23 protein-coding genes and 1 pseudogene are annotated in these 20,361 nt (G+C 62.9%); 12 read left to right on the top strand and 12 right to left on the bottom strand.

Features of this window, described 5'->3' with window-relative positions; translation table 11 throughout:
* The first annotated feature begins 52 nt into the window (after positions 1 to 52).
* Both ACP8JZ_RS02455 and ACP8JZ_RS02450 read left to right on the top strand, forming a co-directional pair.
* Positions 53 to 1,543, top strand: a complete 1,491-nt coding sequence (locus ACP8JZ_RS02455) for a tyrosine-protein kinase domain-containing protein (RefSeq protein ID WP_306517763.1) — start codon at positions 53 to 55, stop codon at positions 1,541 to 1,543.
* 54 nt (positions 1,544 to 1,597) lie between these two features.
* A complete protein-coding gene (locus ACP8JZ_RS02450) occupies positions 1,598 to 2,764 on the top strand; it encodes a nucleotide sugar dehydrogenase (RefSeq protein ID WP_306517762.1) in 1,167 nt (388 codons plus the stop codon).
* Between the two features lie 75 nt (positions 2,765 to 2,839).
* On the opposite strand, the gene ACP8JZ_RS02445 is transcribed toward ACP8JZ_RS02450, so the two are convergent.
* The 4 genes from ACP8JZ_RS02445 to ACP8JZ_RS02430 form a co-directional block, all read right to left on the bottom strand.
* Complete coding sequence (locus ACP8JZ_RS02445; protein WP_306517761.1) at positions 2,840 to 4,240, bottom strand: amino acid permease; 1,401 nt, start codon at positions 4,238 to 4,240, stop codon at positions 2,840 to 2,842.
* 391 nt (positions 4,241 to 4,631) lie between these two features.
* Positions 4,632 to 5,132, bottom strand: coding sequence for a thiol peroxidase (tpx, locus tag ACP8JZ_RS02440; RefSeq protein ID WP_306517760.1), 501 nt, complete (start codon positions 5,130 to 5,132; stop codon positions 4,632 to 4,634).
* Positions 5,133 to 5,363: 231 nt separating this feature from the next.
* Positions 5,364 to 5,882, bottom strand: coding sequence for a glycine cleavage system transcriptional repressor (locus tag ACP8JZ_RS02435; protein WP_023035086.1), 519 nt, complete (start codon positions 5,880 to 5,882; stop codon positions 5,364 to 5,366).
* 52 nt (positions 5,883 to 5,934) lie between these two features.
* Complete coding sequence (locus ACP8JZ_RS02430) at positions 5,935 to 6,753, bottom strand: peptidyl-tRNA hydrolase (RefSeq protein ID WP_371415919.1); 819 nt, start codon at positions 6,751 to 6,753, stop codon at positions 5,935 to 5,937.
* Between the two features lie 143 nt (positions 6,754 to 6,896).
* On the opposite strand from ACP8JZ_RS02430, the gene ACP8JZ_RS02425 reads away from it, so the two are divergent.
* Entirely contained in the window at positions 6,897 to 7,544 is a 648-nt protein-coding gene (locus ACP8JZ_RS02425; protein WP_306517758.1) for an HAD-IA family hydrolase, read from the top strand.
* Between the two features lie 154 nt (positions 7,545 to 7,698).
* Here ACP8JZ_RS02425 and ACP8JZ_RS02420 read toward each other — a convergent pair whose 3' ends face one another.
* Positions 7,699 to 9,216: an MFS transporter gene (locus ACP8JZ_RS02420; protein WP_021104561.1), complete on the bottom strand. Its 1,518-nt coding sequence runs from the start codon at positions 9,214 to 9,216 to the stop codon at positions 7,699 to 7,701.
* A 785-nt stretch (positions 9,217 to 10,001) separates the two neighbouring features.
* On the opposite strand from ACP8JZ_RS02420, the gene ACP8JZ_RS02415 reads away from it, so the two are divergent.
* From ACP8JZ_RS02415 to ACP8JZ_RS02405, 3 genes are read left to right on the top strand one after another with little or no spacing between them, the layout of a single operon-like run.
* Positions 10,002 to 10,430, top strand: coding sequence for a pyrimidine dimer DNA glycosylase/endonuclease V (locus ACP8JZ_RS02415; RefSeq protein ID WP_023035083.1), 429 nt, complete (start codon positions 10,002 to 10,004; stop codon positions 10,428 to 10,430).
* Between the two features lie 58 nt (positions 10,431 to 10,488).
* Positions 10,489 to 10,893, top strand: coding sequence for a DoxX family protein (locus ACP8JZ_RS02410; RefSeq protein ID WP_021105941.1), 405 nt, complete (start codon positions 10,489 to 10,491; stop codon positions 10,891 to 10,893).
* 12 nt (positions 10,894 to 10,905) lie between these two features.
* The gene (locus ACP8JZ_RS02405; RefSeq protein WP_084204852.1) at positions 10,906 to 11,034 is read left to right on the top strand and encodes a helix-turn-helix domain-containing protein; all 129 of its coding nucleotides are present in this window, start codon (positions 10,906 to 10,908) and stop codon (positions 11,032 to 11,034) included.
* 357 nt (positions 11,035 to 11,391) lie between these two features.
* Here ACP8JZ_RS02405 and ACP8JZ_RS02400 read toward each other — a convergent pair whose 3' ends face one another.
* Both ACP8JZ_RS02400 and ACP8JZ_RS02395 read right to left on the bottom strand, forming a co-directional pair.
* On the bottom strand, positions 11,392 to 12,075 hold the full coding sequence (locus tag ACP8JZ_RS02400) for a type 1 glutamine amidotransferase domain-containing protein (protein ID WP_306517756.1): 684 nt from the start codon (positions 12,073 to 12,075) through the stop codon (positions 11,392 to 11,394).
* Positions 12,076 to 12,181: 106 nt separating this feature from the next.
* Positions 12,182 to 12,610 carry an organic hydroperoxide resistance protein gene (locus tag ACP8JZ_RS02395; RefSeq protein ID WP_023035080.1) on the bottom strand — a complete coding sequence of 143 codons (429 nt, stop codon included), beginning with the start codon at positions 12,608 to 12,610 and terminating at the stop codon, positions 12,182 to 12,184.
* A 223-nt stretch (positions 12,611 to 12,833) separates the two neighbouring features.
* Between ACP8JZ_RS02395 and ACP8JZ_RS02390 the strand changes: the two genes are divergently transcribed.
* Positions 12,834 to 13,238 (top strand): DoxX family protein, encoded by a 405-nt coding sequence (locus ACP8JZ_RS02390; protein WP_286320928.1) that lies wholly within the window; start codon positions 12,834 to 12,836, stop codon positions 13,236 to 13,238.
* 165 nt (positions 13,239 to 13,403) lie between these two features.
* Here ACP8JZ_RS02390 and ACP8JZ_RS02385 read toward each other — a convergent pair whose 3' ends face one another.
* Genes ACP8JZ_RS02385 through ACP8JZ_RS02375 form a run of 3 tightly spaced genes read right to left on the bottom strand, consistent with a single transcriptional unit; the run spans position 13,404 to position 14,225 of the window.
* Entirely contained in the window at positions 13,404 to 13,652 is a 249-nt protein-coding gene (locus ACP8JZ_RS02385; RefSeq protein WP_306517774.1) for a hypothetical protein, read from the bottom strand.
* A gap of 52 nt (positions 13,653 to 13,704) precedes the next feature.
* Entirely contained in the window at positions 13,705 to 13,965 is a 261-nt protein-coding gene (locus ACP8JZ_RS02380) for a HigA family addiction module antitoxin (RefSeq protein ID WP_306517755.1), read from the bottom strand.
* The gene (locus ACP8JZ_RS02375) at positions 13,950 to 14,225 is read right to left on the bottom strand and encodes a type II toxin-antitoxin system RelE/ParE family toxin (protein ID WP_306517773.1); all 276 of its coding nucleotides are present in this window, start codon (positions 14,223 to 14,225) and stop codon (positions 13,950 to 13,952) included. Before ACP8JZ_RS02375 ends, ACP8JZ_RS02380 begins: the two co-directional genes overlap by 16 nt.
* A 165-nt stretch (positions 14,226 to 14,390) precedes the next feature.
* Between ACP8JZ_RS02375 and ACP8JZ_RS02370 the strand changes: the two genes are divergently transcribed.
* From ACP8JZ_RS02370 to ACP8JZ_RS02360, 3 genes are all read left to right on the top strand, one after another.
* The gene (locus tag ACP8JZ_RS02370) at positions 14,391 to 15,467 is read left to right on the top strand and encodes an LLM class flavin-dependent oxidoreductase (protein WP_306517754.1); all 1,077 of its coding nucleotides are present in this window, start codon (positions 14,391 to 14,393) and stop codon (positions 15,465 to 15,467) included.
* Positions 15,468 to 15,549: 82 nt separating this feature from the next.
* Entirely contained in the window at positions 15,550 to 15,909 is a 360-nt protein-coding gene (gene cmtR, locus ACP8JZ_RS02365) for a Cd(II)/Pb(II)-sensing metalloregulatory transcriptional regulator CmtR (RefSeq protein WP_308613714.1), read from the top strand.
* Positions 15,906 to 17,798 (top strand): heavy metal translocating P-type ATPase, encoded by a 1,893-nt coding sequence (locus tag ACP8JZ_RS02360; protein WP_323457461.1) that lies wholly within the window; start codon positions 15,906 to 15,908, stop codon positions 17,796 to 17,798. The genes cmtR and ACP8JZ_RS02360 overlap by 4 nt, the downstream gene beginning before the upstream one ends.
* Positions 17,799 to 17,820: 22 nt before the next feature.
* Here ACP8JZ_RS02360 and ACP8JZ_RS02355 read toward each other — a convergent pair whose 3' ends face one another.
* Positions 17,821 to 18,276, bottom strand: a complete 456-nt coding sequence (locus ACP8JZ_RS02355; protein ID WP_484482632.1) for a hypothetical protein — start codon at positions 18,274 to 18,276, stop codon at positions 17,821 to 17,823.
* Positions 18,277 to 18,332: 56 nt separating this feature from the next.
* Between ACP8JZ_RS02355 and ACP8JZ_RS02350 the strand changes: the two are divergent.
* Positions 18,333 to 18,815, top strand: a pseudogene (locus tag ACP8JZ_RS02350) (relaxase/mobilization nuclease domain-containing protein); the annotation flags it as partial.
* Between the two features lie 340 nt (positions 18,816 to 19,155).
* Complete coding sequence (locus tag ACP8JZ_RS02345; RefSeq protein ID WP_306517775.1) at positions 19,156 to 19,965, top strand: hypothetical protein; 810 nt, start codon at positions 19,156 to 19,158, stop codon at positions 19,963 to 19,965.
* A gap of 183 nt (positions 19,966 to 20,148) precedes the next feature.
* Here the strand turns inward: ACP8JZ_RS02345 and ACP8JZ_RS02340 are convergent, their stop codons facing one another.
* Positions 20,149 to 20,355: a hypothetical protein gene (locus ACP8JZ_RS02340; protein ID WP_235243804.1), complete on the bottom strand. Its 207-nt coding sequence runs from the start codon at positions 20,353 to 20,355 to the stop codon at positions 20,149 to 20,151.
* Between the last annotated feature and the right edge of the window lie 6 nt (positions 20,356 to 20,361).

Below are 20,361 nucleotides of genomic sequence, written 5' to 3'. Positions count from 1 at the left end.
CGCGACTTCCCCATACACAACCCCGATCACACACCTGGACGGACAGGACGGCATGAAATTCACCAACTTCGTCAAGCTGACCCGGCGACGCCTCGTGACGATTCTCTTGTGCACCCTTCTGGGGGTTGCCGCTGGTGTCGGTCTTCTTCTCACCACTCCCGCCACGTACACCGCCAGTGCCACGGCGTATGTCCGTGTCTCCGTTGCATCGTCGACCAACGGCTCGACGGACAACTACTACAGTGCCTCCCAGCTGGCGAGTCAGAAGGCGAAGGCATTCGTCACCGTGTTCACGTCACAGACGGTGGCGCAGCAGGTCATTCATGACCTCGGACTGTCCATGACTCCCGATGCCCTTGCATCGAACATCACTGCCAGCAATGAGGCCAACTCCTTGACCATCAAGGTCACCGCCACCGCGGACTCCGCCGATACGGCCAGGAACATAGCCAATTCAGTCATCTCGGAATCCGCCAAGCAGGTGAAGAACCTCGAGGGAGAGAAATCCCCAGTCCAGGTGGTCATGATGACTCCCGCTGACCTTTCGCAGGTGAAGAAGGCACCATCACCAGCGAAGTATGTCATCGCCGGTCTCCTGGCTGGAATCCTGCTGGGATACGTCGTGGCCGGCATCCGACAATTGACCGATCGGCGTGTGCACACGGTGCACGATGTCACCGACCGTGTCGACAAACCCATTCTTGCCACCATTCCGACCTCGTCGACGGTCGCAGCGATTTCAACCGATTTCACCGACGACTTCAGAGCGGCCGAGGCCATCAGAAAGCTGCGCACGAATCTTCGCTACGCGATGATCGACAACAGCTCCAAGGTCATTCTCGTCACATCATCGGTGCAAGGAGAAGGAAAGTCCTCGGTGGCCGGGAATCTGGCCAAGGTGATGGCCCTTGCCGGTGAGGACGTCATCCTTGTCGATGCCGATCTACGACGCCCCGGAGTACAGAGGAATTTCGATCTCGAAGATGGACTGGGGCTCCCCGAAGTCCTCATCGGGGCAGCGTCCCTGGAAGAGGCGCTGCGAACCACGTCAACCGCCGGGCTGCGTATCCTGCCCTGTACCGACACCCCGCCGAATCCCTCGGAGCTGCTCAGCTCTCAGCACATGTCCGAGCTGGTGTCCTTCCTGGCCCAGAGCCATGTCGTCATCATTGACGCCCCGCCGGTGCTGCCCGTGACCGACTCAGTGATCCTCTCCCGGCTGGCGGACAGCGTCATCGTCGTGGCACGCGTCGGACGTATCACCGTGGACCAGGTTGAGAGCACGGTCTCCTCCATCGAGGATGCCGGAGGTCTGGTGTCCGGCATTGTCCTGAACCGTGCCGATTCCTCGAAACTGTCAAATCTACGATATGGAGATTCGGCATATGGTTACGGATACTCCAAGTATGACAGTGACTACCGGGCATCCACCGACAAGACACCACAGACAGATTCCACCACGCGTCAGGAGAGTGGCGAAGAAGTACGTCACGGCGGGCAAGCCCCGGACAGCGGATCGACATCCATTGCACGTCTAGAATGATGGCGTTCGAGTGTGACGGCCGCCATCGTCACACACAACTTTTTGGGAGCCTCCGTGAAGATCGCCGTTGCAGGCTTGGGATACGTCGGGATGGCCAATGCCGTGCTGCTGGCCCAACACAACCACGTCGTTGCACTCGACATCGACGAGGACCGAGTACGACTGGTCAACGAGGGGCACTCGACGATCGTCGATCCACAGATCTCGCAGTACTTGGCAGATCGTCCGCTGGACCTCACTGCGACGACCGATCCGCAGCGGGCCTATGCCGATGCCGAATACGTCGTCGTCGCCACTCCGACCAACTATGACCCCGACCAGAACTACTTCGACACCTCCAGCGTGGACTCGGTCGTCGAACTCGTCTCACAGATCTGTCCCGGGACGATGGTCGTCATCAAGTCGACGATCCCGGTGGGCTACACGACAACCCTGCGCAAGCAGTACCCGCACATGCAGATCGTCTTCTCACCGGAGTTCCTGCGGGAGGGTAAGGCATTGCAGGACAACCTTCATCCCTCCCGGATCATCGTCGGCTCCACGGAGCCACGCGCTGCCAGGTTCGCCGATCTGCTGTTGGAGGGCGCTCTCGCCGATGACGTGCCTGTGCTACTCACCGGCTCCACCGAGGCCGAGGCCATCAAACTGTTCGCCAACACCTACCTGGCAATGCGGGTGTCGTTCTTCAACGAACTCGACACCTACGCCTCCCAACGCGGACTGTCCACCCGCCAGGTGATCGACGGGGTGTGCCTCGACCCTCGGATCGGGGGCCACTACAACAACCCGTCCTTCGGCTACGGAGGCTACTGCCTGCCCAAGGACACCCGTCAGCTGCTCGCCAATTACCAGGACGTTCCGCAAACCCTCATCCAGGCCATCGTTGACTCCAACACGGTGCGCAAGGACTTCATCGCTGCCGACATCGTCGCCCGAAATCCGGCACGGGTCGGTGTCTACCGTCTCGTCATGAAATCCGGATCTGACAACTTCCGTTCGTCATCGATCCAAGGGGTCATGAAGCGTGTCAAGGCCAAGGGCATCCCGGTGGAGGTCTACGAGCCCACCTTCGAGGGCGACGAGTTCTTCCGCTCTCCCGTCACCCGTGATCTCGAGTCCTTCAAGGCCGAGTGTGACGTCATCATCGCCAATCGGATGTCTCCGGAACTCGCCGACGTGGCAGGCAAAGTCTACACCCGCGATCTGTTCGGGCAGGACTGAGACCTCCAGACTGTTCGGGCAGGACTGGGGCTTCCAGAGCTGGGGCTCCAGGGCCGGGGCTGTCAACCGCACCCCTCAATCGAGGTTCTCGTCGATGTCGAAACTTGCAGTGGTCAGGTCGGCCCTCCGTGCCCCAGTGACGAGCTTGTGGATGAGCCACACGGCGACGAAGGCGAAAATTCCCACGTAGGCAACGAGGATGCCTCGCCAGTCGGCCCCTCGGACCGCGTTCCAGCCTTGCCCCAACGTGATCGTGAGACACAGTGCGAAAGCAAGGATGGGTCCAGCTGGATACAACTTGGCACGGAATGGCAGGTCGTCCAAGCTGTTGCCCTGTTTGAGGTAGGCACGACGGAACTGGAAATGGCTCACGGCAATACCCAGCCACACGATGAACCCGCAGAGACTCGAGACACTCACCAGCCAGGTGTAGGCAGTGCCATCGCCCACCAGGCTGGACAGGAAGCACGAGGCTGCGACCACGGTGGTGAGTGCCATGGCCGGCACCGGAACCCCACGCTTGTTGGTACGCGAGAAGATCGCGGACGCCTTGCCATCCTTGGCGAGGGCATAGAGCATGCGGGTGGACGCGTAGAGCCCGGAATTTCCTGCCGAGAGGATCGCTGTGAGGATGACGGCATTCATGAGGGAGGCAGCAATGCCAATTCCCGCCTGCTTGAGGACGATGGTGAACGGGCTCATGGCAACCTGGGTGAGTTCGCCGGCCAGCAGGTTCTCGTTGGTGTAGGGCAGAAGAAATCCCATGACGATGACCGTGCCGATGTAGAAGATCATGATTCGCCAGAAGATCTGTCGGGTGGCCTTCGGCACGGCGCTACGGGGATCCTTTGACTCCCCAGCGGCAACACCAATGAGCTCGGTTCCCTGGAAGGAGAATCCCGCAACGAGGAAGACGGTCATCACTCCCCCGAACCCGTCGACGAATGGGGCATCCCCCGTCGTCCAGTTGGAGACCCCCGGCGACTTGCCTCCCATGATGCCGGCGATCATGAGGACCCCCACGATGAGGAAGACGATGACCGCGATCACCTTGACGATGGCGAACCAGAACTCACCCTCACCGTACGCCCGCGCCGAGAGCAGGTTGAGCACGACAAGGATGGTGAGGAAGATGACGGACCACACCCACCCAGGACTGTCCGGCAGCCAGTACTGCATGACGATACCGGCAGCCGACAGCTCAGCGGCTACGGTGATGGCCCAGTTGAACCAGTAGTTCCATCCCAGGGCGAATCCGAAGGAGGGTGAGACGAACCGCGTCGCGTAGGTCTCGAAGGCACCGGGGACCGGCATGAGGGCACTCATCTCGCCCAGGGACTGCATGAGCAGGAAGACCATGAGGCCGATGACGACGAAGGCCACCAACGCCCCACCCGGACCAGCCTGGGAGATCGTCGCACCTGAGGCGAGGAAGAGCCCGGTCCCGATTGCGCCGCCAATGGCGATCATGTTCATGTGGCGCGAGTCGAGACCACGCTGGAGTTCATCATGGGATTCAGACGCAACTTCACTGGGAGGCTGTTGGTCACTGGATGAGTTGTCTACCGAGGGCACGGCCACTTCCTTCATCGATCACGCCGAGATCCTCCGATGCACGACTGACTGTTCACGTCCAGTGGACGCGGTAGGCAGACAGGATACTTGGTGAGGAAGAGATTTGGGCGTCTCGAGGACAATTTGTGAGGCACCCGAAGCGACAATGCCGAAACCGATCAGAGCAGGAGCCACCTCTTGCGCATGGACTGAGCAGCAGTGACTCCACGCGAATCCACACTGGCCCGAACTCAATGAACGTACGATGATCACTCCGGCCCCGGCCCCCTGAGAACAGAAAACAGAGCTGGCCTCACTTGCCCTGTGCCGCGTCCAGAGCAGCGGAGTAGTCCGGCTCAGAGGCAATGTCATCAACCAGCTGGGTGTGAACCACCGTGCCATCCTCGTCAAGGACGACGATCGAGCGGGCAAGCAGGCCGGAGAGGGGGCCGTCACTCATCGTGACCCCGAAATCGTCTCCGAAGGTGGACCGAAATCCCGAGGCCACGGTGACGTTCTCGATGCCTTCGGCTCCACAGAACCGACTCTGGGCAAAGGGAAGGTCGTTGGAGACGCACAGCACGCTCACTGCCTCGAGGCCGGCAGCCTTCTCGTTGAAGGTGCGCACGCTCTGGGCGCACACGCCAGTGTCGATACTGGGGAAGATGTTGAGGACGATGCGGCCGGGCAACGATTCCCGAGTGACCGGGGTCAGGTCGGTTCCGACGAGGTCAAAAGTTGGTGCGGGCTGACCAACGGTGGGCAGCTCACCAACGGTCGTGACAGGGGTACCTTTGAAAGCAGTAGCCGCCATGTACACATTTTTGCGCGCAGCGCCAAGTGGTACAAGACATTCACTCACAGACCGGCTGGGAGCGAAACCCTGCACCATGCGTACCGGGCAGGGCCACGCGTGCGGGCGGCTGGGAGCCCCACGCTCCGAGAGTGACTCGCCGTGCTGATACGTCACCCCGCCCACCAGGGTTCAGCCACACAGCCGGATGCGAGCCACCAGACAGCCCTGGTCAGAGGATCCCGGTGAACCTCAGTTACGGTTGACGACGGTGATGTCGACCATGAGTTCGGCAGCAATGTTCTCCAGGGCCTGCTGGAGATCGTCCTGGGTCGTGGCGCCGGTGATACGGCACAGCACCTCGGCCTCGAACAGCACCCCGTCACCCATCGGAGCGTCACGCAAACTGGTCTGCATGTCGTCGATCGTCACGCCAAGGTCGGCGAACGTACTCGTGACCTGACGCACGATGCCCGGCCGATCATGACCGGTGAGACGCACCTTGAGGACGAGCTGGTCCGGCTCGGAGGCCTCGTCGGTGGAGGTGATGGTGATCCTCACCCCTTGGGAGGCGAGCTCGTCAAGGGCGGTACTGAGGTCTGAAACATGGTCTGCTGGGACGTCGACCAGGACGATTCCGGCGAAGGCACCAGCCAGACGGGCCATTCGACTGCCGAGCCAGTTGCCGCCGTGCTCGGCAACCGTCGTCGACATCGCAGCGACGAATCCGGGACGGTCCACACCGACCGCTGTGAGAAGGAGCTGTGTCATGTGCCGAGAATATCTCTCCTCGCAGCAGAATCGGCGCGGATCGGCGATGATCTCAACCCTCGGAATGCACCCCGGATTCGGGGGCGCACATGGCATGCCAGTAGGCGCGAGTGGTGGCTGTGGGACCGTCGAACTCGGTGAACCCGGCATCGATGATCTCCACCGGACGCGTGTGTTCCTGCCACTGCTCGACGGTTGGTGTGACGACGCGCACCCGAAATCGGTCGGCACGCCAACATCGCAGGATCTCTGCTTCGCCACCCTCCTGCAGCTGACCATGTACCTGATCGCACCTCTGCTGCGGCGCGGGAACGACGTGACCGTGCAGCCCCTGTGCTCGCTGCTCATCATCGTCGTCCCAGGTCTTCTGGGACGATTCCTGTGTCTGGGACTCCTGAAGGATGCGATACGCACGTTGGGCCGCGTGGCCGCACTGCGCGCAGGCCTTGCCAGTCGTCATCTCGATCATCGGATTGATCTCGATGGTGACGATCGCGTCGGAGCTGGCCGAGACACCATCGTCTGGCAGGCGGGTGCCACTGATCTGCAACTTGTTGACTGCCCTGGGCTGGCCACCCACCGGCGCCGGGACGATGGCACGGACGGCAGCGGCGTCATGGTCGTCATCTGGAGCAGGCTGGGTGACGGTGACTCCGGCCACCTCCTGGACGTCCGTCCAGCGTTTGCCGTCGGCACGGCGTACGATCTTGCGAATTCGGGTGTTCTCCCAGTGCTGGACCGCCTGCCACCATGGCCCGTCGGGCTGGCAACGTGGGTCGTCCAACAGACTGACGACCGCTCGGGCAGCTGCTTCGCAGGCGTCGACGCGACGTGCCGGACGGTGCTTGTCACGCAGCACCACCACATCCATCGCCCACGGGTCGGGTTCGTGTTCGGGTTTCGTCGCAGCGCTCACAGACCTCCACTCTATGCCGGGCTGCAGCTGGCATGGCCGCAGGAGCCAGAGGCGGGGTGGTCGACGCTGTTGCATGACGATCTGCCACACTGGAATCAATGCGCAACATCATCTGGGACATGGGCGGCACACTCATCGACACCTACCCGCAGGTCGCCGAGGCGCTGGCATCCTGCGTGAATGACCACGTGGACGCATCGCGCTCCCCCGACGGGTCTGTGAAGGATCACGTCACGACTGAGGCCGTGACCGAGTTGACGATGGTCTCCATCGACCATGCCATCCAGACCCTTGCCACCCGCCACCAGATGGACGTCGGCGTTCTGAAACAGGCCTATGCCGACCTCAAGGAGCGGTGGCGGAGGCAACCGGCCCCGGTGATGCCCGGTGCCCGAGCGATCATGGCACAGGTGCATGACTCGGGTGGCCTCAATCTGGTGGCGACGCATCGGGACCGCACCAGCGCGCAGAGCCTTTTCACCGCTGTGGACATGAGGGTAGACGACCTGGTCTGTGCCCCGGACGGGGTGGACCGCAAGCCCTCACCCGCCATGAACCTGCTTCTGCTGGGTCGGCACGGACTGCGTCCTGATGAGGTGCTGTGCGTCGGGGACCGTCAGATCGACGTCGACGCCGCCCATGCTGCCGACTGCCCGGCCGCCCTGCTGGATCCCACTGGGGCGCTGAGCACCGATGCCGAGTATCACATCGAGAGCCTCGCCCAGCTGAGCGGGCTCATCGGCTGAGGAGCAGAGGGCCTGGCAGGCCCACTCGTGGGAAATGCACTTTCGCTGACGCCTTGGCCCAACCAACCTCACCTGATCAACCGGCCTCCCCCGAAAGCGACGATGGGGCCAGCCCAAAGGAGCTGGCCCCATCACGTGGGAGGACATGTCATCGTCAGTCGGCGAGCTTCACCTCGGACTCGGCAATGATCTTGTCCACGTCCAAGTCTGGGTTCTCGTCCTGGTTGGCGATGAGCTCGTGGGCCTCCTCGGTGCTGGATACCGTCGGCATGGCACCGGGCATGGGCTTCTTCGCGGACTCCTCCATGATGACCACGGCAATGAATCCGGCCACCGAGGTGCCCATGATCCAGTAGGCCGGAGCCAAGGCGCTACCCGTCGCCGAGACCAGCGCCTCCATGATGAACGGAGCGGTGCCGGCGAACAGGGCCACGGCCAGGTTGTACGACAGTCCCATGCCACCGTAGCGCGACGAGGTGGGGAACAATGCCGGCAACGAGGATGCCAGGTTCGACACGTAGAGCGAGACCGGGATGGCCAGCAGCAGCACACCGAGCATGGTCGTCGCGGCACTTCCCTTGCCGAGCAGCAGGAATGCAGGCAGCGCCAGGACGACGGCCGATCCCGATCCGAAGAACAGCACGCGACGGCGTCCGACGCGGTCGGACAGCCGGCCCGACAGTGGAATGGACAGGGAGAGCAGGACGAGCACCGGCAGGGTGAGCAGGTTGCCGTGCGCAGCGTCGTAATGCAGCGTGGTCGTGAGATAGGTCGGCATGTAGGAGGTCACGGCGTAACCGAGGGTGTTGGCTGCCGAGACGAGCACGAAAGCGATGATGAGCTCGCGCCAGTAGGCCTTGACCAAACCGCCCACGCCCTTGTTGAGTTTCTCCTGGCCCTCCTGTGCAGCGGACTCCTGGGCCTGGCGGTATGCCGGAGTGTCCTCGATACGCATTCGGAAGTAGATGGCCACGCCGCCCAGGGGCAGGGCCACCAGGAATGGAATACGCCAGGCGAATCCCTCCATCGAGGCATCCGAGATGGTCAGCTGCAGGATCGAGACGAATGCGGCGCCGACGGCGAAACCCATGTAGGAGCCGAGATCGAGCAGGGAGGCGTAGAAGCCACGTTTCCGGTCCGGTGCGTATTCCGTGATGAACGTCGTCGCGCCGGCATACTCCCCACCGGTGGAGAACCCCTGAACCAGTTTGAGGAAGATGAGCAGGGCGGGAGCCCAGTACCCGATCTTGGAGTATCCGGGCAGCACACCGATGAGGAAGGTCGCCGTGGCCATCATGATGAGGGTGAACGCCAACACACGCTGCCGCCCCAGCCGGTCACCAAGCTGGCCCAGGATGATGCCGCCCAGGGGACGAGCGATGAACGTCACCGCGAACACACCCAGCGAGAACAGGTTCTGCACGGTCTGAGTTGCTTCCGGCAGGAAGATGTGACCGATGAGCACGGCAAGATAACCGTAGACGCCAACGTCGTACCACTCCATGAGGTTGCCGACCACCGTACCGGCGACTGCTTCACGAAGCACCTTTTGATCGACGACGTTGACGTCCTCCACCCGCAATTTGCGGCGATGGTGCCGATGTGGATGCGGGAATCCGTGATGTTTGTGCTTGTTCTGGGGCGTGGAAGGATCGGTGTTGTTGACCGCCATAATGCCTTTCGTCCGGAGTGACGGCACGCGCCCAGCACGGAAAACCACACGTCAGCCTGATGTGGCCGGGCGGTTCATCAAACGTGTTGAGCCTCGGTCGACGAGCCGGAAAACCGCGTCAACCCACAGATCTCACAGTGGAGCAGGTGCTCCACACGTACCGTCGCCTGCGACGCCGTTGCGTCGCCGGCCTGAGTTGGGGCTGCCGTCGAAGTGTCGATCAACGGTCACGATCCATTCCCTGCATGGATCGTCGCCCAGTGGACGTGAAGTCGATGAGCGAGCCACAACCGTACAGCATTATGTCACACGTCGATGAAGTGTCGGAAAGCCCGGGGCTCACCTCACCTGTCGTCGGTCATGACCGATGTGTCTGCAATCCACGAGCACACCAGCACTCCCACCCGCTCAGGCTCTGGCTTCCGCCTGGATCTGGATAGACCCTCGATCTGGATAGGCATGGTGACAGCGACCAGATCGGGGCATGTCCTGGGCGACACGGGCCGTGGGCCGCCACGACGCTGGAACCGTGGGCAGAACTTCGTCGGCCCAGCCAGCACGAGCAGCAACAAGCACACAGGTAATTCACACAGTAGTAATTCACTGGCACATGCGAGGTGAGAGATGGGTGTCAGACTCTGTCCTGCCCGCCATGCCAGGCTCGGCCTCCCCTGCCCTGTACTGTGCCGTTGGGGCATCTGTCGCGCTGGAGGGCGGCACCCTGGCGTCCTCCAGCATCATTAGCACCATTGTTCTCATGCTCACTCGAACCGAAGGGGGGAATCATGCGCCTGTGGTCGCTGCATCCCCAGTACCTTGACACTGCCGGTCTCACGGCGTGCTGGCGAGAGGCGCTGCTGGCACAGGCCGCTCTGGCCGGACGCACCCGTGGCTACACCCGCCACCCGCAGCTCAACCGGTTCCGCGAGAGCACCGATCCGCTGGGGGCCGTCGCTGCCTTTCTGGACGGCATCCACGCCGAGGCGACCAGCCGCGGCTTCTCCTATGACGCCACCCGCATCGACGAGGTCGCGCGTCTCACCGATCACATCGACGTCACTCGTGGCCAGCTCGACTACGAGCTGGAGCATCTGCGCCGCAAGCTGGCCAGACGCAGCCCCGAACGTCTCGAGCAGTTGCCGACGTCAGAACCGACACCCCACCCGTTGTTCCGCGTCATTGATGGCCCCATCGCCGACTGGGAGGTGCGATAGGCACTGCTATTCCCAGGGTGGGCCATGCCGATTCCAGTGGGCCGGGTAGCATCGAAGAATGTTCTGCACACGCGCACGCAAATCATCGGACAAGGCCGGACATGCCCGTCACACCGCCCACCTGCTCATTGGCCTGTGCGCCAGCGCAGGAACGATGCACTTCGTCCGACCTGAACCCTTCGACTCGATCATCCCGCCCGAGATCCCTGGTGAACCGCGAGCCTGGACGTACGGCTCTGGTGTGGCCGAGCTCGTCACAGCTGGCTTGCTGGCATGTCCGGCCACCCGCAGATTGGGTGGGCGAGCCGCGGCTGCCCTGTTCGTCGCCGTCTTCCCCGGAAATCTCGAGATGGCACGTCAGTGGCGCGATCGTGAGCCCAAGTGGCAGGTTCTCTCGCTGGGACGTCTGCCACTGCAGGCCGTGCTCGTGCACCAGGCTCGGGACGTGGCCCAGAACTGCTGAGACACTGGTCAGATCGCCGAGCTGACCGGCATCGCCCGCCCAACAGCAGGCCGCGCCCTGCACTCCCTGGCACAAGCCGGACTCGTCCGCTGGGAAGGCACCTCCGACCGAGACCCCCGAGCCTCATGGCACCTGCTGTAACCAACTGAAACACCAATGTTGCAGTACATGTTTCAGTAGACGTTCCAGTAACCCCCCTGCACACATTGCAGCCCACCTGCAACTCACACCCAGAACCATCAACACCCCTAGTCAACTGGGACTACAACAGAAACACGACGACACCGACACCCTCCCAGCAACCCAACTGAAAAGTACTGAAACAATGTTACAGTAGATGTTCGCCTCAACTCCTTCGAGTCGTCACGACCGAGATTTCCACACAGCGACGCCCGCCGAGTCATTACGGTGAGGGTCCATGCCTCAGCATGGAGCTCGCCCCGCAGAGCGGCGCTGGGTACCGTCCTGCGGGGCGAGTTGTTCGGTGAACCGAAGGTGTCAGTGAGCCATCAGGTCGAGCAGTCGCTGGGCCGCGGCAGCCGACGAGGCGGGGTTCTGGCCCGTGACGAGCATCTTGTCGGTGACGACGTAGCTGTCGCCGTCAGGGCCCTTGCTGTACTGGGCGCCTGCCTCCTTGAGGGAGTCCTCGACGAGGAACGGGACGACGTCGGTCAGGCCGGCGGCCTCCTCCTCGCTGTTGGAGAATCCGGCCACCGATCGTCCAACGACGAACGACGTTCCGTCCTCCTTAGTGAGGGTGTGCAGCACACCGGGGGCGTGGCACACCAGGCCCAGCGGTCGTCCGGCGGCGTCGCTGTCCAGGATGATCTGCTGCGACGTGGGATCGTTCGCCAGGTCCCACAGCGGACCGTGCCCACCGGGGTAGAAGACGGCGTCGAACTCGGCGACGTCGACCTGGGAGAGCGGGACGGTGGCTTCCATGGCGGCCTTGGCCTGCTCGTCGTCATTGAAACGACGGGTGGCGTCGGTCTGCATCTGCGGCTGCGAGCTGGTCGGGTCGATCGGCGGCTGGCCACCCCTCGGTGAGGCAAGGGTGACGTCGTGACCGGCGTCGCGGAACACGTAATAGGGAGAGGCGAACTCCTCGAGCCAGAAACCGGTCTTCTTGCCGGTGTCGCCCAGCTGGTCGTGGGAGGTGAGAATCATGAGGATTCGAGACATGGTGTGTACTCCTTTCGGTGTTTCGTGCGGTGGTGCTCACGAGCGGCACAGCAGTGGTGACGCCCACTACGGCAGCTTGGACTACCTGGGGAGCGCTGTGGAACGATCAGTCGTCGACGACGGTGACGTCGACACGAATGTTGCCCCGGGTGGCGTTGGAGTAGGGGCACACCTGGTGGGCCTTGTCGGCGAGCTGTTGGGCCTCGTCATGCGGCAGGTTCGGGATGACGACCTCGAGAGTGACGGCGAGGCCGAACCCCTCCCCGGCACGACCGATCGAGACTCGCGCACCCACCGAGGAGTCACCGAGATCCTTCTTCGCCTTGCGGGCGACCAACTGCAGGGCGGAGTGGAAACATGCGGCATAGCCAGCGGCAAACAGCTGTTCGGGGTTCGTTCCCTTGCCATTCCCGCCCATCTCGACGGGAACGGCCAAGTCCTCGACCACGCGCCCGTCGGAGCTCTGGACGTGGCCATCGCGGCCGGCCCCGGTGGCAATGGCTTCGGTGGTGTAGATGGGCTCGATCTCGATCATGGTGTCTCCTTGCGTGTTGTGGGGTGTGTGTTGCTGCTCGCTTCGGGCAGCAACACACGAAACGTAGCTCGCTATTAGGTTGTGCTCAATCTTTTCGTGCAGAGCGTGAGGCAGTGCGTCTATCCGGCTTCTCGAGCGCGCTACATTGAGACGGAGATAGCGCAGCCGCGTCATCGCGACGTAGGGCCGCGATGACCTCGAACCCACTACGGAGGATTGGATCATGAAACTATCTTTGGATCGTGAGAACTCCCAGAAACGCACCCGGCACCTGCTGGGCGCAATCATGACTACCGCGGGCATCGGCCACTTCACCTTCGCTCGAAAGGACTTTCAGGCGCAGGTTCCGGACTGGTTCCCGATGGACAAGGACTTTGTGGTTCTTGCGTCTGGGGTAGCTGAAGTTGCCGCTGGTGCAGCAGAGTTCTTCCTGCCGAAGCAGCGAAAACTCACGGGCCTAACGCTCGCCGCTTTCTATTGGCTGATCTACCCAGGAAACATCGGCCAGTACGCCGAGAAGCACTCAATGCCCGGTCTGGACAACGACCGGGCACGGTTGATCCGACTGTTCGGCCAGCCCGCTCTTATCGCGATGGCGCTCTGGAGTGCGGGCATTCCAGAGAAGTAGTCCCGGCGTCAAGTACCTCCTGCACGCGCCACCAGAGATCGGGGGGAAGCAATCGGCTTCCACTGCCCCTTCATTGGTTCGTCCATTTCAGCTTTCAGCAGCACGCACGATATGGGCGTGACAGTGGTACTTGGTCGTATTGCTCTGCAGTACCACGCGTTTCACTCAATCGAAGCCGGCGGGATTCGCAGAGACCTTCTCGGGAAACTGACGAGGAAGAGCGCTCCGAAAGGCCCAAACTTTCGATTGTTTTGAGTTCTTGAGGTCGAGCAAGAACTGCGTGGCACGGCAAAGTTCTACTTCAGTGTCCGTCGTCTGAATGAACTCAGTAGCGTTGAAGCCATCACCTCGCCGACGATTCTGCGGCGGCTCCAGGCCCCCGATGAGAAGGGTCTCCATGGTGGAGACGAGCATGACGTCGTCACCACCCCGATCTCGGACGACGCGTCTGGACCGGGGAGAAACGCTACGCCGGGATAGCTTGGACGGGCTGAATCTGCTCGATTTCAGCGAAGATCCTATCCTCTGCCACATCCAGGTCGTACTGGGTCTGCAACCCGAGCCAGAACTGCGGGCTCATTCCAAAGTACTTCGCCAAACGAAGGGCAGTATCGGCGGTGACAGCCCGCTTTTCGTGGACGATCTCATTGATCCGGCGGGGCGGAACGCCGATGGAGACGGCGAGTTTGTTCTGCGAAATTCCCATTTCCTTCAAGAGATCCTCCATGAGAATTTCTCCCGGGTGTACTGGGGCAGCTTGTCAGTGGTAGTCAACGATCTCAACCTCCTCTGGTCCAGCTGCGGTCCACCGAAAACAGATCCGCCACTGGTCGTTGTTCGAATACTATGTTGACCCTTGCGATCACCCTTTAGGGCTTCGAGCCGGTTCCCCGGCGGAATTCGAAGCTCATCCAAGATCTGCACGTAACCAAGCTGACGCAGTTTCCTCAGCGCCACCGAGTGAATGCGAGAATCGATTGAGCGCACCCACTCTCGATTCCACAGACGCTCAGTATCCTTGTCGGCGAAGGACTGGATCGCACTCCACCCTACCCCCTCTATAACGCGAAGCGTCAATAACGTTAAACGTTAAACCTGAACTCCACGGTATCTCGTTGCAAAGTTACTCTCTCGTTAACACCATCAAAAAGAGTGTTATCCAATGAAAGCGTTCGGATTCTTAAGCTTCGGCATTACGCCTTCGGCGGCCAGTGCGGGCCATCTGCGGAAAAGATCGCCAAGACTCATCTGGAGGTCGCCCAGGCCGCGGACGAAATCGGCGTGAACAACGCGTCCTTCCGTTTCCACCATTTCGTGCCACAGGCCTCCGCCCCGATGCCACTGCTGGGTGCTGTCGCGGCCACCACCAATCACATCGAGGTGGGCACCGGTGTCATCGACATACGCTATGAAAACCCACTCTACCTCGCCGAAGAGGCCGCGTCGCTGTACCAAATTTCCGGTGGCCGCGTGGCCCTGGGCGTCTCGCGCGGCGCCCCGGAGGTGGCTGACCGCGGCTGGGAGGCCTTCGGCTATAAGGGCGAAACTCCCAACGGCGCGGACGTGGCACGAGCCCACCTCGAGGCGTTCATGGCTGCAGTGGACGGCAACGGGTTCGCCACCGCCGCACCGCTGGACCGGCAGTACCCCAAGATGTTCCATCCCGGCTCCGCCCTGCCGGTCTTCCCCATGGCGCCGGAGCTGCGCAAACACATTTTCTACGGCTCCGGCACCCGCACCTCGGCGGAACAGGCCGCCAAGGACGGGCTCAACCTGATATCCTCCACCCTGGTCTCCGAGACCACCGCCGAGACCCTGGGCGAAATCCAGGCGGATCAGATCAGCCGCTACCGCGCCGCGTGGAAGGAGGCGGGCCACGATTGGACGCCGCGCGTGTCGGTGTCCCGCTCTATCTTCCCCATCGTCGACGGCGCGGACATGCAGTTGTTCGGCATGCAGGCCTCCGGCTCCGACCAGGTGGGCACGCTGCCTGACGTCGGCGCCTCCACCTTCGACCGCACCTACGTCGCCGAGCCGGACAAGCTCATTGAGCAGCTCAAAGCCGACGCCGCCGTCATGTCCGCCGACACCCTGCTCATCACCATCCCCACCGGGATGGGCGTGGACGTCAACGTGAAGATCTTGGACAGCTTCGCCACGCACGTCGCCCCCGCGTTGGGTTGGCTGCCGAACCGCGAAGGCCCAGCTACCGGCTATCTCATCGACTAATTCCCGCAAGTCGCAAGCTCTTCGCTCCAATGTCAGTTCAGTGCGTGTTGAATAGTTCAGTGAATGATGTATAGTTCAGCACATGCTGACCATTGCTTCACGCCTCGACGTCATGAACCGGCTCGGCCGGGCCATGGCGGATCCGACGCGTTCCAGAATCCTGATGACCCTACTCGACGGCCCGAGCTACCCGGCCGTGCTCTCGGACAGCTTGAATCTGACCCGCTCGAACGTCTCGAACCACCTGACCTGCCTGCGCGACTGCGGCATCGTCGTCGCCGAGCCAGAGGGCCGCAAGACCCGCTACGAAATCGCCGATCCGCACCTCGCGGCAGCGCTCGACGCGCTGGTGAACGCGAAGTTGGCTGTCGACGAAAACGCCCCCTGCATCGACCCTGAGTGTTCGGTGCCCGGCTGCGGCGAAAAGGGAGCGGACGCATGAGCTCGGCGTGTGGGTGCGAACACGAACCCGCCACGGAGATCGAAGAGCTCGATCGGCCATGGTGGAAGGACCCCGAGTTGCTACTGCCGATCTTCTCCGGCGTAGCCCTCTGCATAGGCCTGGCGTTGGACTGGTCCGGGCTGGAGACACCCGCGACAGTACTGTTCTGGGTCGGCCTGCTGTTGGGCGCATACACGTTCGCGCCTGGAGCGATCCGGAACCTTGTCACGAAGCGCAAGCTCGGCATTGGCCTGCTGATGACGATCAGCGCGGTTGGTGCGGTGATCCTCGGCTTCGTCGGAGAGGCCGCGGCGCTAGCGTTCCTATACTCGATCGTCGAGGCACTGGAAGACAAGGCGATGGACCGGGCCCAGGGCGGACTGCGGGCACTGTTGAAGTTGGTACCGCAAACCGCGACGGTGCTACGCGACGGCACGGCGGTCGAGGTCGCAGCGAAGAACCTCGTGGCTGGTGAGCTGATGCTCGTGCGCCCCGGGGAGCGGATCGCCACGGACGGCATCATTCGGTCTGGGCGCTCCAGCCTTGACACCTCAGCGATCACCGGAGAATCCATTCCGGAGGAGGTTGCGCCCGGCGACGAGGTCCCCGCGGGAGCGATCAACTCCGCCGGTGCGCTGGAGGTCGAAACGACCGCAGCTGGAACGGACAACTCACTGACCACACTCGTGGACCTGGTCGAGCAGGCGCAGGCGGAAAAGGGCGACCGCGCCCGGATCGCCGACCGGATTGCCCAACCCCTAGTGCCCGGAGTGATGATCCTGGCAGTGCTGGTCGGCGTGATCGGCTCGCTGCTGGGCGACCCCGAGACGTGGATCACGCGTGCGTTGGTGGTTCTGGTCGCAGCGTCGCCGTGCGCGCTAGCAATCTCCGTGCCGCTGACGGTCGTGGCCGCGATCGGCGCGGCCAGCCAGTTTGGCGTGGTCATCAAGTCCGGCGCGGCGTTCGAGCGGCTCGGCGGCATCCGTCACCTGGCGGTGGACAAGACCGGAACCCTCACTGGCAACCAGCCCGAGGTTACCGGCGTGGTCCCGGCAGACGGATTCGATCGGGCGCAGGTGCTTGCCTTCGCGGCAGCAGTTGAGCAGCAGTCGACGCACCCTCTCGCCGCGGCGATCGCGGCAGCGGGGCCCGAAGCACCCGCCGCCCTAGACATCAGCGAGGAAGCCGGACACGGCATCGGCGGCACCGTCGAAGGCCGACGGGTGCTGGTGGGCAGCCCCCGGTGGATCGATACCGGGCCACTGAAGGCAGACGTTGAGCGCATGGAGTCCGAGGGCCAGACCTGCGTCTTGGTCACCGTCGATGGCGCCCTAGCCGGGGCGATCGGGGTCCGCGACGAGCTGCGGCCCGAGGTACCCGAAGCCGTGCAGACCCTGCACGCCAACGGCGTGGAAGTGAGCATGCTCACCGGCGACAACACTCGCACCGCCCGGGCGCTGGCTGCAATCGCCGGAATCGACGACGTGCGCGCCGAGCTGCGCCCAGAGGACAAGGCAAGCATCGTCGCCGAACTCTCCTCCAAGACGCCGACGGCGATGATCGGCGACGGCATCAACGACGCTCCAGCATTGGCGGGCGCGACGGTGGGCATCGCGATGGGAGCGACCGGTTCTGACGCCGCGATCGAGTCCGCTGACGTCGCCTTCACCGGCCACGACCTCCGGCTGATCCCGCAGGCGCTGCAGCACGCCCGCCGAGGCAGCAGGATCATCAACCAAAACATCGTGCTGTCTCTGGCCATCATCATCGTGTTGATGCCGCTGGCGATCAGCGGCGTGCTGGGCCTGGCCGCCGTCGTGTTGGTTCACGAGGTCGCCGAAGTCATCGTGATTTTGAACGGCCTGCGGGCTGCGCAAGCGAAGCGCTGAGTCGAGTTACGTTGGCGCCATTTCAAAACTCGTGCTGCCGTGCTTCATCGACACGGCCCGCGACTACCCGGGCAGTGTGTTTGGCAAAGGGCCCGACACCCATCAGGGTTGCCGAGCCGTCGCCGGTCCAGTTGCCGTAGCCGACGAGATGCAGATTCTTCACCGCGGGTTCGCGGCCACGCATGAGGTGGCGGAATGGGCCGAGGGCCGGACGGAAACCAGTGCACCAGATCAGATGGTCGTGGTCGAGCTCGCTCAAACTATCGAAGATGGGGGTAGCGCTGAGCGGGCCGGAATCGCGGAGCTCACGGAGATGAGGAAGCGCGACAATGTCCCCGAGGTTCAGGCCGGAATCGCCACCGAGAATCCGGCGGCGCCTACGTCTCTTGTTCCTGCAGTAGAGCAGCTGCGTCGAGTTGGTGTGAACCTGAACCAGGCGCTCCGCAAGGGTACTGCCGTCGATGACAGCCTCCTTCACGAGGTGATGGTTGCGGTGGACGAGGTGCGTGCCTCGCTCGGCGACCGGACGCGGACATGAACACCGTGAACGTCCGCCCCTCGACCAATGCTGCAGGAGCCGTGGGGTACATCCTCTACGGGCGTGACCCTGAGGTGCGCAGGGAGCTCCTCAGGGTCGGATCGACACGTGCGGCCGCGTATGCGATGTCCATGGTCGACGACGGGTCGACTCCGGCGGAGTTCATCGCGTGTGCTGAGGCGCACGCCGCTGCTCATGGCCGAACGAACCAACTTCAGAGCTACGTTCTGGCGTTCCACCCTGACGAGTTCGACGTGACCTCGCAGGCCGACCTTGAACGCATCCGGGACGTGGCCGTCGAACTCGCGGAACGCATGCACAGCGCTGACTACATGGTCGCGGTGCACTCTGATTCCGCCGGAGGTCACGGGCATGCACACATCCTGGTCATCAACCACGACAACCTCACCGGTAAGAGCCTCCAGCGGTACACATCGTGGAAGCACGGACTGCGCCAGTTGAACGACGAACTGATGGCAGACGAGGGCCTGCGGGTGCTCCCCGATCCCGCGGAACCAAAGCCCGACTGGGAGCTGCGGCGCGAGGAATCCGCGCCGGGCGGATTCGAGCAGGCCCTCGGGGACAAGGTCTATGACGCACTGACCGACTCGCGCTCAACGAATCGCGAGGCGTTCGAGCACGTCCTCGCCGAGCGCGGGGTCACGCTCGCGGTGACGAACCGCGACGGTTGGAGCTACAAGATGCGCCGGGATGACAACGGGAAGCTCGGACGGAAGAAGGCCTCGGCGCTGACACCCGAATTCACGGCCGAAGGTACTCAAGAGATCTTCGACTATCACGCACAGAAGGGACAGGCTCATGGGAGCGCTGGACAGGATCAAGCAGGCCGACGAGCAGCAGAAGACTACGGAGCTCCTGGAGAACTTGATCTCACAGCACGACGCCAACATGCAGCAGATCGCGAAGCTGACGAACACCGTCGCCGACCTGACCGAGTACGTGAAGGTGATGGACGAGGAGCAGATGACGCGGCTGGATCGCCTGTCGACCTCGCGGCAGCACGAGCTTCCCTCCACGCTGCCGCTCGACGCCGAGACGAAGAAGCGGCTGAACGAGATCGAGAAGACGCTGAGCGCCGTCGCGCACCAGCTGAGCAGCAGCGAGGTCGTGAAGCTGCCCGACGGGTCCTCGGTCACCAGGGCGGACCTGGCCGCATACACGATGACACAGAAGATCAGCGAGGAGCTGAAGACGACGACTTCAGCCTCGGCTGACCTCGCCGAGGCCGTCCGTAAGCGCGGCCACGTCCGTATCGACACGGGCAAGCTCACCGAGCACGCTGTGAAGGTACTCGATGACCGACTTGCAGAGGCTGTCGAGGTTCCCGTCCAGAGGGTCAAGAAGACCGTCGAGGGGCTCGAAGAGCGGTTGGTCAGGCTCGGCCCCGAGAAGCTCGCCGAGCTTACCGGCCGCGCCCACGAAGTGGTCAGCGCCGTCGGGCAGGCCGAGCGGCGAGTCGAGCGACTTTCGGCGAGGGTCACCTGGGCGACGGTCGGTCGTATGTGCCTTGCCCTGGTCCCGTTCACCGTCGCGTTCATCATGCTCACGGGGATGGTCGGCGGGATCACGCAGATGCTCGGCCTCGGACCGCTGCTCGGATGGGCCTGAGACTCCTTCGCCGCCGCGAGTGCCTGGTGGGCGAAGGCACTCATTGCCCTCGCCGCCCTCGGCGGATGCGCTCTGTTCGCCTGGCTGCTCTGGTGACTCGGAAAGAAGCTGTACGAGAGCTACCGCGGCTGGTAGTCGGAAGAAAAGCGAGTGCCCGTAGCCGAAGCTACGGGCACTCTGAACTCAGTCGACGTCGGGGTCATCGCCGAACAGCTCGGCATCGGTGTCGTAATACCCGAGAAGGTCGCGCTGCTGGCGGATCAGCTCGACGGTTGCCTTGTGCAAGGCGAGCAGGTCATGGAGGTGACCCTCCTCATCGCCCATCTCGGGGTTGCCGACCCACCAGCGAAACGATTCGGCGTGGCTGTAGGCGTTGGACTCAGCACTCATGATCGT

The organism is Cutibacterium sp. LaCa_286 (assembly GCF_057198075.1).
The sequence above is the reverse complement of the archived record's forward strand: the minus strand, read 5'-3'. Positions and strand labels throughout refer to the sequence as shown.